At 44.6% G+C, this 14784-nt stretch carries 11 protein-coding genes; all 11 read right to left on the reverse strand.

Annotated features, from left to right (window positions below):
• Positions 1-77: 77 nt before the first annotated feature.
• Positions 78-1376 carry a S1C family serine protease gene (locus tag ACFBZI_RS10215; protein ID WP_375716221.1) on the reverse strand — a complete coding sequence of 433 codons (1299 nt, stop codon included), beginning with the start codon at positions 1374-1376 and terminating at the stop codon, positions 78-80.
• A 297-nt stretch (positions 1377-1673) separates the two neighbouring features.
• Positions 1674-2756: an N-acetyl-gamma-glutamyl-phosphate reductase gene (gene argC / locus ACFBZI_RS10220; RefSeq protein WP_375716222.1), complete on the reverse strand. Its 1083-nt coding sequence runs from the start codon at positions 2754-2756 to the stop codon at positions 1674-1676.
• 376 nt (positions 2757-3132) lie between these two features.
• Positions 3133-4206 carry a uroporphyrinogen decarboxylase gene (gene hemE / locus ACFBZI_RS10225; protein WP_375716223.1) on the reverse strand — a complete coding sequence of 358 codons (1074 nt, stop codon included), beginning with the start codon at positions 4204-4206 and terminating at the stop codon, positions 3133-3135.
• A 139-nt stretch (positions 4207-4345) separates the two neighbouring features.
• Complete coding sequence (gene proB, locus ACFBZI_RS10230; protein ID WP_375716224.1) at positions 4346-5482, reverse strand: glutamate 5-kinase; 1137 nt, start codon at positions 5480-5482, stop codon at positions 4346-4348.
• Positions 5483-5489: 7 nt separating this feature from the next.
• Positions 5490-6773 (reverse strand): DNA cytosine methyltransferase, encoded by a 1284-nt coding sequence (locus tag ACFBZI_RS10235; protein ID WP_375716225.1) that lies wholly within the window; start codon positions 6771-6773, stop codon positions 5490-5492.
• Between the two features lie 8 nt (positions 6774-6781).
• Positions 6782-7915, reverse strand: a complete 1134-nt coding sequence (locus tag ACFBZI_RS10240) for a hypothetical protein (RefSeq protein ID WP_375716226.1) — start codon at positions 7913-7915, stop codon at positions 6782-6784.
• Positions 7916-7930: 15 nt separating this feature from the next.
• Positions 7931-9145, reverse strand: coding sequence for an Obg family GTPase CgtA (gene cgtA / locus ACFBZI_RS10245; RefSeq protein ID WP_375716227.1), 1215 nt, complete (start codon positions 9143-9145; stop codon positions 7931-7933).
• Positions 9146-9439: 294 nt separating this feature from the next.
• The gene (locus ACFBZI_RS10250) at positions 9440-10336 is read right to left on the reverse strand and encodes a mechanosensitive ion channel family protein (RefSeq protein ID WP_375716351.1); all 897 of its coding nucleotides are present in this window, start codon (positions 10334-10336) and stop codon (positions 9440-9442) included.
• A gap of 431 nt (positions 10337-10767) precedes the next feature.
• A complete protein-coding gene (locus ACFBZI_RS10255) occupies positions 10768-11622 on the reverse strand; it encodes an SDR family oxidoreductase (RefSeq protein ID WP_375716228.1) in 855 nt (284 codons plus the stop codon).
• A gap of 130 nt (positions 11623-11752) precedes the next feature.
• Positions 11753-12733, reverse strand: coding sequence for a protease SohB (gene sohB, locus ACFBZI_RS10260; protein ID WP_375716229.1), 981 nt, complete (start codon positions 12731-12733; stop codon positions 11753-11755).
• 76 nt (positions 12734-12809) lie between these two features.
• Entirely contained in the window at positions 12810-14681 is a 1872-nt protein-coding gene (locus tag ACFBZI_RS10265; protein WP_375716230.1) for a potassium/proton antiporter, read from the reverse strand.
• Positions 14682-14784: the final 103 nt, after the last annotated feature.

Raw genomic sequence — 14784 nt, forward strand, 5'->3', positions numbered from 1 at the left:
TGTCCAATTTTTAACTTTTTAACTTTTCAATAAATTGAAAATTTCAATCCATTCAATGATTGGTTATCAGTCACGGTTTAACGCTGCATCTGGCGTAGCTGCTCGATTTGCTCCAATAGATACCGCAATGTTTGTTCATCAGGCGATGCTGTGCCGCTTGTTTCGCCTTGATTTTGAGCAGTGGCATTGGGGCGTTCGGACAGTACCACGGGCAATTTGAGCGATTGACCTTGGCGGCTGATGTCCAGCGTTAAGGTTGTGCCGGGGGATTTTTGCACCACCATGCCGATTAAGCTGTTGCTGTCTTTGATGGGCGTGCCATCGACGGCATTGATGACATCGCCTGCTTGCACGCCTGCCTTGGCTGCTGGGCCGTGTTGCCAAACTTTTGCCACCATCACGCCTGTATGGCTCTCAACACGAGTGGGGTCGTCCGCCATCGCCGCCATCTCGATGCCCAGCCAGCCACGACTGACTCGACCTGTGGCGATGAGATCTTGCATGACTTTTTTGACAATCTGTGTTGGAATGGCAAAACCGATACCGATTGAGCCACCAGTGCGAGAATAAATCGCCGTGTTGATGCCGATTAATGCACCATTGGCATCGACCAACGCCCCACCAGAGTTGCCGGGGTTGATCGCTGCATCGGTCTGGATAAAGTCTTCAAAACTACTCACGCCAAAGCCTGCACGCCCTGTGGCAGAGATGATGCCTTGGGTAACGGTTTGACCGACGCCAAAGGGATTGCCGATTGCCAAAGCCACATCACCAACCAAGATTGGTTCGGCACGAAACGCCATCGGCACCAGATTGTCCAGCTCAACCTTTATCACCGCCAAGTCACTTTCTTTATCACTGCCGACAATGCTGGCTCGTGCCTTACGCCCATCGTTTAGAGCGACCACGATTTCATCTGCCGCTTCGATGACATGAGCATTGGTGATGATGTAGCCATCTTTTGACACCACCACGCCAGAGCCTAGACTGTTGCCCTGATGCGATGTACCGCCGCCATAATACCGCTCCAAAAACTGCTGCAACACTGGGTCGTTTGAGTAGGTTTGAGTGATGTTTTGTGTGGTGTAGATATTGACCACAGAGCCTGCTGCACGGCTGACCGCATCATGATAAGACGCAATCGGTGCTGGCGTGTCAGGGTGAGTTTTGTTTTTGTCATCTGCCATGGTCGGCTGCCAAGTGTCATCGGTGCTGGCAGTAGCGGCAGGCAACTCTTGGGGCGTGGGTTTGGTAACAAGGCTTGGATTGAGTAATAAATAACCAATCACCAAAGCAAATGCCGCCAGCAATATCCAAACCAAAATCACTAAAAAACTGATGCCAGACTGGCGTTGAAAACGAGAATTTTTCTGCATATTTATCCCCATAAGCCAACAAAGTCAATTGTCAATCGCTTAACCACAATCAAAAACAATTTGTGCAAAACGCAATTTTACAAAATGCAATTTGGCACAATGCCATGTATGCCAAACGCAATTTGTGCAAAAGCATTGTAGCACAAAAATATTACTCATTTATTAGAGTGCTGTTTTATAATGCTATAAAAAATTCACCCAAAGCAACAAAGCGGTTTGGGTGAATTTTTAATTTGCTATTGATTATTCATCATTTATTATTAAATAAGTTAATAATAAACAAATATTGGCTATCCATCAAGGCATTACCGCCACCAGCTCAAGCCCTGTGGTTTCAGGCAAATCAAACAAAATGTTCATATTTTGCACCGCTTGCCCTGCCGCCCCTTTGACCAAATTGTCCTGCACCACCAAAATGGTTAGCATGTCATCGTCTTGATGGACACTGATGCGTAATTTGTTTGACGCCTTGACCGAGCGTGTCTCAGGAAGTATGCCTGTTGGCAGTACATCAATAAAATATTCATCACGATATGCCGATTCAAATTGTCCCTGCCAATCCACCAAAGCCCCCTGCTGGCTCAAAGGCACATGAATCGTGCTAAACATACCCCGAATCATCGGCACCAAATGCGGCACAAAGCGGATTTTTTGGGCAAATTTGGCGGACAAAATCTCATTCACCCCTTGGCAAATCTCTGGTGTGTGGCGATGCCCTGCCACTCCGTACGCACTAAAATTATCTGCCGTCTCGGCATAGCTGATGGCAAGTTTGCCCTGCCGCCCTGCCCCTGAAATGCCAGATTTGGCATCGATGATAATCCGCCCTGACACCAAAGGCTCGCCCTGTGCATTTTCGGCATCAATCACAGGTTTTAGCCCCAAGATTGCCGTCGTCGGATAGCAGCCGGGGTTGGCAATCACTGCTGCGGTGGCGATTTTTTGGCGATTGACTTCTGGCAAGCCATATATGGCATTAGCCAGCACATCGGCACAACTGTGTGCCATGCCGTACCATCGTTCAAAGTCGCCCAATGATTGCAAGCGAAAATCCGCCCCCAAATCAATCACCTTCACCCCTTGGGCAATCAACGCTGGCGTGTGCGTCATCGCCACACCATGCGGCGTGGCAAAAAAGACCACATCGCATTCTGCTGCCATCTGAGCCATCACCGCATCTGTCATGTCGCTAAACACCACATCACAGACGCCACGCAAACTTGGGAATATCTCATGCACCGCTCGCCCAGCTTCACTTCTGGAAGTCAAATAGCAGATATTTGCCTGTGGGTGACGGCTTAAAATTCTCAATAACTCAACGCCAGTGTAGCCTGTACCGCCGACAATGCCAATGTTAATTGCTTGCTTTTGACCGCTCATCAATCGCCCCTTTGTTTGTTCATTTATCCAAATCATCAATTACGATAATTTACATAATAAAAATCATTATAAATACCACGCAGAAAAACTCACAAAATGTGTAGCATGTGCGAAATGCAAAAAATTTATAAAACACACAAATCACCCTGCCATCTTAGCCCAAAGATTGTCAAAATGCAAATGTCTAACATTTATCTGCGGTTTGTTATCGATAAAATCATGTCATTGGCAAAATGTTGCCAACAAAACGGTAGTTTATAATAATCAATCAATTTAAAATTCGGTAAAAAATCTGCCTGTGATAAAAAATCCGCCTAAAGCCGATACCTTTGGGCGGATTGCTTTTGGCCATCAGTTCATTTTATCAGTGAATTTATCAAATCTGATATTCATGCACCGCATCAATAAAGGCTTTGGCGTGATCAGGATTTGACCACTGGGTGATGCCATGACCAAAGTTTGCCACATAGCCTGTCTTATCCAGCACATAAGCATCATCAAGCATTCGCTTGACTTCGGCACGGATAGCGTCAGGTGTGCCATAAATGGTTGCAGGGTCTAGGTTGCCTTGTAGGGCTTTTTTGACATTTAGGGCGTGCAGAGTGTGGCGAGCCTTATCCAGTGGCATCGTCCAATCCAGACCCAAAGCGTCCGCTTGGCTGTCAGCTTGAATATCCAACCACAAACCGCCGCCCTTGGTAAATAGCACCACAGGCACATCAGGGTGGATTTGCTTAAGTCTTGCAGTGATTTCACGATTATAAGCGTGGCTAAATTCGGCAAATTGACGATGCCCCAACGCCCCGCCCCAGCTGTCAAAAATCTGCACCAACTGAGCACCAGCACGAATTTGGGCGTCCAGATAATCCACCACCGCATCGCTAATCTTGGCAAGCAAAGCATGCAGCAGCTCAGGCGTGGCGTACATCATCTGCTTGGTGTGGCGAAACTCACGGCTTGAGCCACCTTCCACCATATAAGTCGCCAAAGTCCACGGACTGCCCGAAAAGCCAAACAGCGGCACTTGACCGTTCAAAGCGGTGCGGATACTGGTAACTGCCTTCATCACATAATCCAGCGATGACGCCATGTCAATCTTTGGCAAGGCGGCAATGTCGGCTTCTGTGCGGACGGTTTTTTGTAATTTTGGGCCTTCACCTTCGGCAAAATACAAGCCCAAATCAAACGCATCAGGAATGGTCAAAATATCGCTGAACAAAATCGCCGCATCAAGCTCAAAGCGTCTGAGTGGCTGCAAAGTTACTTCGGTTGCTCTGTCCGTGTCTTTGCACAAGCTCAAAAAATCCCCTGCTTCGGCACGCACTTGTTTATACTCTGGCAAATACCGCCCTGCTTGACGCATCATCCACACAGGGGTCGTATCCACAGGCTCAAAACGCATGGCACGCAATAGGCGATCATTTTTTAGGGGAGTAAATTGTACTGTCATAAGGTTCTCTGTTGTGCTGTTTGGGTTTGGTTAATTTGGTTAAGTTTTTAATTTAATTACAATTTTTATTTGACCAGTTTGATTTAAAATTTAGCAAATTAAAACTGATTAATATGAACAAACATTTAATGAATAAATTTTATAAAACTGCCATATCATCACAATGCACGATGACGGTTTTGCCATCGCTATTGCCTTGTAGAATTTGGGAGATTTGATCAGAATTTTTGCGGATAATTTGCTTGGCGTGCTGTGATGAAAAACTGGCTTGACCCACCGCTAGGCGAGTTTTGTTAGTATCGACAATTTCCACCACATCACCTTCATCAAAATCGCCATAAACTTCGGTAACACCAATGGGCAAAAGGCTTTTGTGGTCTTTGGTGATGGCAAGTTTTGCCCCATCATCAACCACCAAAGTCCCTGCCATGCGAATGTGAGCGGCAAGCCATTGTTTTTTGGCGATTAATTTGTCTTGGCTGTCGGTCGTCAGTCGTGTGCCGATACGCTCACCCATCGCCAAGCGGATAATCACATCATCAACTTTACCATTGGCAATCACCGTTTGGCATTGGCTCATCGCCGCCAGTCGTGCGGCACGGATTTTGGTCAACATACCGCCACTGCCCCATTTGCCGCCATCGCCTGCCACATCAAACAAATAATCCGCCATCGCTCGCTCTTGACTGATGAGCTTGGCATTGGCGTTGGTGCTAGGATTGTCATCAAAAACGCCATCTTGGTCGGTCAAAATGATGTACAAATCGGCGTGTATCATCGCTGCCGCCATCGCCCCAAGGCTGTCATTATCGCCAAATTTTATCTCATCAAAACTGATGGTGTCATTTTCGTTAATCACAGGAACGACACGCCAATCCATCAGCTGGGCGATGGTCTGTGAGATATTCAGATAACGCAAGCGATGGGATAAATCATCGTGGGTCAGCAGCACCTGCGATGACTGCACGCCTTTTTGGATCAGTGCCTGCCACCAAGTCTCAATCAGCCCCATCTGCCCAATAGACGCACACGCCTGCAATGCTTCAAGTTTTTTGGGGCGTTCGGCAAGATTCATGCGTACCACCCCTTCGGCAACGGCACCGCTTGACACCAATACCACTTCCAAGCCCTGTGCGTGCAAAGTGGCGATTTGTCTTGCCCATTCATAAATGGCGGTGCGATCAAGCCCACGGCCGTTATTGGTCAGTAGTGATGAGCCGATTTTGACGACGATGCGTTTCGGCTTGCTTGATTGGGTTAAATTTTGGGCAGTCATATTTTTTTCATTCTTTCGATTGATTTTGATTTAAGTTATCCAAAAATTTCACACACTCACCAGCAATTGCCTTAGCCAAAGGTGGCGGTACAGCATTACCGACATGTTCACAGCGTTTGGAATGGCTACCAATAAATTTGTAATCAAGCGGAAAACCTGTAATTACTGCCGCTTCACGCACCGTAATGCTACGATGTTCGGTTGGATGGACAGGAAAATTACTATGTCCAGGCACAAGTGTTGGGGCTAATAAATCCATAGACAATCGCATGGTGTTACCACGAGAATAAAAACTGCTAATTTTTAATTCATCAGGAATTTCATGCATCGTTTCTTGGATATTAGAACCTGCTTTGATGTACTTAAATCGCTCAACCGTTTTTGGAGAATGATTCATCGGCTGATTATCAATGTCAGTTTTATCATCGTAATCAATTTGCGACAATGCTTGTCCGATATTAATTGGGGTCAAAAACTCCATATTTTCAATATTATCAAAATCCAATTTGGTTAATATCTCGCTGGAGTGATATTTGGGTATTGGAAATGTAAAATTATTAGGTAAGTCTTTACGCACCGCCACAACAATAATACGCTCTCGCTTGGTTGATGCACCATACCAGGCAGTATTTAAAATTTTATGAGAGACATGATAGCCAATCTTATCATAAATCTGATATAGATCATCCAATACCGAAATTAAATAATTATTTTCCTGTAATGTTTTTAACAATTGCTCTTTTTGCTTTCTTAATTCTACACCTTTTTGTTCAAATTCAGCAGTAATTTTATTTTTTTTACGAAGTTCAGCCTTTTGACCTTTGTAATTTTCTAGAGCTTGCCAAACGCTATCCACTGCATCCTTGATGGATTGCGGAGTATTTTGCGATAGCACTTTACCATTTGAAAACGCTTTGACATTTTCAATAATGCTAATTTTTGGCATAACAGCTTCAACAAGTTTTAATTGTTGGTGGTAAAAATAGTTACGCTCATCATTAGGCGAACGCTCACCTGCCAAACTAAAACCCTTGCAAACAATACCGCCGAACATTACATCCAGTTCACCTTGTTTTAATTTGATATTGCCTAATAAGTTGTCAATATCCACATCGAGTACACTCTTACAATCCACAAAAGCCGTCTCTTTAACTTCTGGATTATTTAATAACAAAGTATCGATACAATCTTTATTATCATCATTGACATAAACAGATTTAAAACCCTGTTGTTTAAATCCAATATGCGAGCCACCAGCCCCTACAAATGTTTCAAAAATGGTATAACTCATAAAATCACTTATAAAATTGCATTTAAATTATCGATATATTGGTTAGCTTTTGAGTATTTTTGAATTTCTTTTAATAAAAACTCATTATTCAATCCCAAAGGGTTAAAATTCATAGTACGCTTTTTGTCTCTAGGGGCAAAATCAATAAAACCAAAATCATCTCTTAGAATATTAAGCCAAGATGATAGATATCTTGTCTTTGATTGAGTAAAAAATAAAATCTCTTTGCCCCCATGCATATCCAAAAAATCTTGCTTGATCTGCGTTAGGGTATTGCTCAATCTTTGTGGATTTTTGGTAAAATAATCCATTAAAATATCAGCATAAGGCTTAACATAAGATTGATACATCATAACCAAAAATTCATGCACTGACATCATGCCAAATTCAGTACCTGCCTTTGTTGGCATATTATTGCTATCAATAAAACCAAAGGATGATAGACTAATCCAAACATTCCGCCAATTTTGATTATTGATGGAATTGGTTTTTTGCATTTGCAATTCAATCTCTTTGCGATTGACGATATTTACGCCCTTTAACTTTAAAAAGCATAAATATCTAAGGAGCATATAAATCTCAAACAATCTCGTATCTCTGACATAATACTGAGAAATACTTGTTAAATTGTTTTTACTTGCTTCTTTTAATTTATCCAACTCATCTTTTGAAATTTCACGAACTGCTTTATTTATGTCGTTAATTTCAATAATTTTGGTTGTTTTTGGATATTTAAATAAAGCAACATTAAAATTTTTATTTTTAAAAATAGATGATGGAATTAGAAATATGCTAGCAAATTTTGTGTGGAATTCGTAATTTTTTGATGAAATGTTATTCTCATAAAAATACTCATACTGCAATACCTGACCAATGCCACGCACATAGTCGGTAACGCCAATATCTCCTGCTTTCACTTCAATTAAAGCATGAATTTTATCATCATAAACCAATGTAAAATCAGCGATAATACCATTAATATATCTATCTTCATGGATAAGTGTAAGCCTAGTTAGATCCATTGGCAATTCCAATGTTGATAATAAATCCAACTTAATATTTTCATTTTGCAAAACCAAATCATGAAAATATTTTTCACGAACATTGTCTTGTTTTAATACCGCTTGGTCAACTGCATTCATTACTCATCCTTAAACTTAATACGGTGCGTACTCCACTGCCACATCATAATCATCTTCGTTAAAGTCATCATCGTCATCGTCCATGCGGCCTTCACGCTGGGCTTTACGCATCGCACGGTAGGCTTCTTTTTGAATTTCGGTGTTATGACGCACTTCTTCTTCAAGTCGAGCAAAGCGTGCCGCCTGCTCTTCGGCAAATATCGGATCTTCAGCTTCGCGCTCACGCTCATCTTCGATTGCCTGCATCAAGTGATGCTTGACCGCTTCGACGCCATCGCCAGTCAGTGTCGATGTCCGAAACACCATGCCTGTCCAGCCCAAGCGTGCGACAATGTCCGTGCAGATGGCATTTTGGTCTTCTTCGGCGATTTGGTCAAGTTTATTTAACACCAAAATCTGCGGCAACTGCGACAATTCGTGCGAAAATTTCGCCAATTCATTTAGGATAATTTGGGCGTTTGCCACAGGGTCTGAGCCATCAATCGGTTGTACATCAACAATGTGTAACAGGCGGCGTGTGCGTGCCACATGCTTTAAAAAGCGAATGCCAAGCCCTGCCCCATCGGACGCACCTTCGATTAACCCCGGAATATCCGCCATCACAAACGACTGATGCGTGCCGACATCGACCACGCCAAGGTTTGGCACGAGCGTGGTAAACGGATAATCAGCAACTTTTGGACGAGCGGCGGACACTTGGCGGATAAAGGTGGATTTGCCAGCATTTGGCAAACCAATCAAGCCGACATCGGCGACCACTTTTAGCTCAAGTTTGATGTTTTTGGCTTCACCAGGAAAGCCCGGCGTTGCCTTGCGGGGAGCTTGGTTGGTACTGGATTTAAAGCGAGTATTGCCAAAGCCACCATCACCGCCCTTAGCGATTAGGATTTTTTGTCCTTTTTCAGTCAAATCGCCAATCACCACATCAAGGTCGGTATCGATAATGGTTGTACCGATCGGCACTGCCAAATACACATCGTCCGCCCCTTTGCCTGAGCAGTTTTTGCTGCCGCCATTTTCGCCACGGCGTGCTTCAAATTTGCGGGTGTAGCGATAATCCACGAGCGTATTGGTGTTATCGTCAGCGACGGCATACACATCACCACCTTTGCCACCATCACCGCCATCTGGGCCGCCTTTTGGCACGAACTTCTCACGGCGAAAACTCACAATGCCGTTACCACCATCGCCAGCTTTGACGCTAATCACAGCTTCATCAATAAAACGCATATTTTTTGCTCAAATTTTGCTTAGTTGGCTGGTATTTTAACATATTTATCATAACTTTGCTTAAACAAAAAAACACACCACGGCTATGATGTGTTTTTGGGTGTTGGGTGGTTAGTAGGCACAAAATTGCACAGAGCCAGCGATGTGGTATTGTAATGGTAATTTGTACAATCTTGTCAGTGCCTTTATTCAAAATATTGTCTTATAATAAATTTTTAGCCAGTATTGAATTGGGGTGATTAAGTCAGGCAATACATTTAATTTACTCATCAATAAATTGATTAATCATTAAAATTAATCAGCGAATTTATCTTTTGATGATTGATCGGCAACAGCTTTGGCTTGTAGCAGTTTTGCCAATTTGTCCATATCCAAACCTTCAATCTGAATCGTGCGATTGGGGAATGGGATATTAATACCTGCGTCATCAAGGGCATATTTGACCGCTTCGAGCAAATCAGTCTGCACGCCGTACCAATGCTCATTATCTGCCCAGACACGCAGCAGCAGATTGACCGAGCTGTCCGCCAAAGCCGTTACCACCACCGATGGCTCAGGATCTGCCAGTACATGTGGGTGTGCCTTGGCAGTCGCCACCAATACCGCTCTGGCTTCACGGATATCCGCTTCGTAGCCGATGCCGACTTCGATATCGACACGACGAGTGGGTAGCGATGTATAATTGGTGCTGGCAGAAGTCATGATGTCGCCATTGGGAATGATGATTTCGTGGTTGTTGGTGGTGCGAATGCGTGTATTGACCAAAGTGATGTCCAGCACCGTGCCAGTTTTACCGCCGACTTCCACATAATCGCCACGCCCAAAGGGACGAAAAATCACAATCAGCACCCCTGCCGCCAAGTTGGACAGCTGATCTTTGAGCGATACACCGATGGCGACACCAGCAGCACCCAACACCGCCACAAATGAGTTGGTATTCACGCCCAGTTTGTTCAGCGATGCCAAAATCACCGCCACCAGCATGATGCCATACAGCAAATTACCCAAAAAGTTTGCCGCCGTATTGTCCAAATGGCTGCGTGCCATGATGCGTTTTGCCAAGCCAACCAAGCGGTTGCCAATCCATTTGCCGACAAAGAAAATCAGCAATGCCAACAGCAAGCGACCCGACAAATCAATTGCCATCTGCGTCAGTGTTGCCACATCGATTGAAATGCCCAAAAACTGCAAAGTGTCATTTGCCCCATGCTCCAAAGTGGTCTTGGTCAATTTGGCAGCTTCGGCAGCCACATCTTTGGCAGCTTCGGCGGCGTTTTGGGCTTCTGTTGCCGCTTCGGTTACTGCTTGGATAGCTGGGTGTTCATCGCCACTGGCGGCGTTTTGACTCATCATTCTCCCCTTTATTAAATTTGATGGTTCATTTAATTAAAGTCAAATTATCGGCGAAAAAATCGACTGGCGATTGATGCAATTACCACCAAATACCAATATCATCAAGCATCAAGTACCAAACGATTTTTATAATTCTTTAAGCAAGATTTTTAAATCAGATTTTTAAGTAATTTTTTAAAATCAGATTTTTAAAATAAAACTTTAAAATCAAACTTGACCTAATGCCAAAGGCTTGCATACACAAGCCTTTTTTTTAAAATTAAATCAGTTTAGATAAATTTGGTAATCAATTTTAGCGGCAAATATTTCATACCCAGTCCAATCGGCAGCCACGGCCACGCAGGCACATACGCCTCGCTGACTTTGGCCTCAATCGCCTTGACAATCACATCTGCCCCTTCGTCCTCTTCGACCTCAAACGGCAAATATTTGGCACCGATATTCAAATCAGTACGCACATAGCCTGGATAGATGGTTGAGATAGTAATCGGCAATTTTTCTTTGATCATATCGGCACGGATACCTTCAGCAAGCCTTGCCAAACCTGCCTTGGCGGCGGCATAAGTGGTCAAATGCCGTGGCAAACCACGTACCGCCGACATGCTTGAGATGACCACCAACTGACCGCTATTTTGGGTACGGAAAATCTGCATCGCAGCTTCACACTGGGCAATGGCAGAGATAAAATTGGTCTCGGCAGTGGCACGGTTGATGTTAAACCTGCCATGACCAATCACACGGCTGTCACCCACGCCCGCATTAACGATGATTTTATCAATCTTGCCAAGCTCACTGGCAAACGATGAAAACACTTCAAAAACTTGATCATAATCGGTAACATCAAGCCGCTTGGTATGCACCTTGATACCATAATCGCCTTCAAGTTCTGATTTTAAGGCGTCCAGACGCTCCAATCGACGCGCACAAATCGCCAAATCATAACCCAAAAAGGCAAATTTGCGTGCCATCATCGCACCCAATCCAGAGCTTGCCCCTGTAATCAGCACGACTTTACCAGCACCTGTGCCACGAATGTCGTTTAAGTCTTTGATTTTATTGAAACGATTGGCAATCACACGCCCAAATTTGTCGGCTTTACCAAACCATTCTTCAAGTTTTTTCATGAATTTATCCAAAATGGCAAAACCGCCATTTTAACGCAAGTTATCCAAAATTCCCAGTATAAATTGACAAACGACCCAGTCATCATTGCCATTTTGCCGTTAAATATACAGATTTTGCCAGCATATCACATCAACGAGCCAAACGCTGAGCAATTTGGGTCAATGCTCGCTCGGCGGCATCAAACGCTTGATGGACGCTGGCACCGACTTGATCGGCAATTCCCAGTTTTTCGGCCAAAGTTGGCTTGCTGCGTGAGTGCAAAGCATATACAGGCTGCGTCGCCAATTTGTCCAATAAATAAGCGTCCGATGTTCCGATTTGGTCAATCAGACCCAACGCTTTAGCATCTTCGCCAAACCAAACTTCTCCTGTGGCGATTTTGGCAATGTCCAATTTTGGGCGGTTTTTGGCGACAAATGCCTTAAACAGCTCATGAATGCGGTTAATGTCCGCTTGGTGCTTGGCACGGTCTTCGTCCGTATTTTCGCCAAATAAAGTTACCGTGCGTTTGTACTCGCCTGCGGTGAATTGCTCAAATTGTACATCGTGTTTTTTGAGCAATTCATGAAAATTTGGCAACTGGCTGACCACACCCACCGAACCAAGCACCGCAAAATCGCTGGCAATGATGGTGTCAGCCACGCACGCCATCATATAGCCACCACTGGCGGCGATTTTATCCACGCAGATGGTCAATTTTAGCCCAGCTTCACCAATTCGCATCAGCTGCGATGCCGCCAAGCCATAAGCATTGACCTGACCGCCGCCGCTTTCAAGCCGCAACACCACTTCATCGCCACGATTGGCAACGCTGATAATCGTGCTAATCTCTTCACGCAAATGTGCCACGGCACTCGCCTTAATATCACCATCAAAATCAAGCACATAGACCGCTGCTGTCTGCTCTGATTTTTCTGCCGACTGCTTTTTTGGTGTGTCTTGAGTGTCGTTTTTGAGTGCTTTTAAGGCGTTACACAGTTTGTCTTTTAACTGGTGCGTGGCGTCATCTTGATGCTTTTTGACGGCATCAAAGTGCTTTTTGGCACGAGTTTGGGCATCGTTAAGATGGATAATTTGTAATTCAACTGGTTTTTTGGAAAAATGCAACATAACAACCCTTAATCTTTGATAAATTTAACAATTTAATAACTTTTAATAAAACCACTACAAATGATAAGCCGACACATCAACTGGCTGGCTGATTTTTGGTTTTGTTTTTTAGACCGATACCACGCAGGCGACCTTTATTATCCACATCACGGACAATCAACGACCAAGTGTCGTTTAGGTACACTTCATCACCCTTGACAGGTTCGGTCTTAAAATGCCCCATCATGTATTCTTCGACCGTTTGGTTTTTGGCTTCGGTCAATTTGTGTACCAATTTTTCGTCCACGCCTGCCAAACTGCCAGCAACTGGCGGCACGGTAAAGACATCTAAGGCACTACTAACAGGGCGTACCAATCGTCTGTTTGGCGTATTTCTTGCCAAAGAACGCTTTGCCAGATTATAAAACGGCAAATCGGCAATGCGAGCATGCGGCGACAATAGCCAATCGCCATAAAACTCGCTGTTTTTTTGGTATTGCGTGGCTGAATTATTAAAAATCTTGGCAACGCTTGGGGCGACATCACTGCTCATCGCATACCAAACGACATCACCGACTTTTAAGATGGTATCTTCGTTTACCGTAACCAATTTGTCATTTCTGACCAAGGCAAACATAGAAATGTCATCAAGGTCAAATTTGGTAGAAATGCTCTGTGGGTGGCGACCGATGGCAAACGCCCCTTGTCGCACTTCAAATTCGTACAAGGTGATATTTGCCTGATCACCCACCCAAATCTCATGCTCTGCTTTAGGATCGTTATTGGTCGGAACCCAAACACGAAACAGCCGAGACATCAAAGGAATGCTCGCCCCTTGGGTAAGCAATGATAAAATCACCACACCAAAAGTGATATTAAACGCCAAATCAGCACCTGATACTTGCATGGTTACAGGAATGATGGCAAGGGTAATCGGCACTGCCCCACGCAGCCCCACCCACGAGATAAACCCAATCTCACGAGTGGCAAAACCAAATGGCAAAAGCGAGCTAAACACCGCAAAGGGGCGAGCAACAAACAACAAGAAAATAAAAATCAGCAGTGAATAATGCCACACTTGCAAAATGCTAGACGGCTGCACCAACAAGCCCAGCACTACAAACAGCACCGCTTGCGACAGCCAAGCAAAACTGTCCATCACACGCAGCACATGCTCTGTGGCACGCACTTTGGTATTGCCGATAACCACGCCTGCCAGATACACCGCCAAAAAGCCTGAGCCGCCCAATAAATTAGTCAAGCCAAACACCACCATGCCTGCCGACATGATCAAAATGGCATACATACCGTCCGCCAAATGCACCTTTGGCAACAGCCGAGACAACGCCCAGCCTGACAGCATACCCAGCACCAAACCAATGCCAATCTGACTGATCAGCATCACAACAATATCGCCAATGCCCTGACTGGCTGGGTCAAGATTTAGGGCAATCATCGCCGTAACCAACAAAATCGCCAACGGATCGTTTGCCCCTGATTCGATTTCTAGGGTTGCCTGCACACGGTCATTGAGCTTGACGCCACCATTACGCAATAAAGAAAATACCGCCGCTGCGTCCGTACTGCCAACAATCGCCGCCATCAAGACGCCCAGCCGCCAATCCACATCTAAAAGCCAAGTGGCAAATAGCCCCAACGCCAGCACAGTCGCCAGCACGCCCCAGCTTGCCAAGGTAATCGCAGGCTTTAGCCCCACACGAAACGAATTGAACGAAGTTCGCAAACCACCATCAAGCAAAATGCACGCCAACGCCGCCTGTCCGATAAAGTTTGCCAAATTATACTCTGCAAACTCAATGCCCAAAATGCCTTCTTCGCCTGCCAGCATGCCCACGCCCAAAAAAAACAACAGCAAAGGCACACCCAAGCGTGCAGACAGTGTACTGGTCATGATGCTAATAAAAATCAGCAACGAAGCGACCACATATAAAATATTTAAGGTATCCATGAGTTTACAATTCCAAAAACGCCAAAGCCAGCAACCATTTGAGCAGCCTTTGACAACAACCACAACAATGCCGTGTACTTTTATAATTTATTGATGTACATTT

The sequence above is a fragment of the Moraxella marmotae genome (assembly GCF_042219885.1).
Classification (GTDB): domain Bacteria; phylum Pseudomonadota; class Gammaproteobacteria; order Pseudomonadales; family Moraxellaceae; genus Moraxella; species Moraxella marmotae.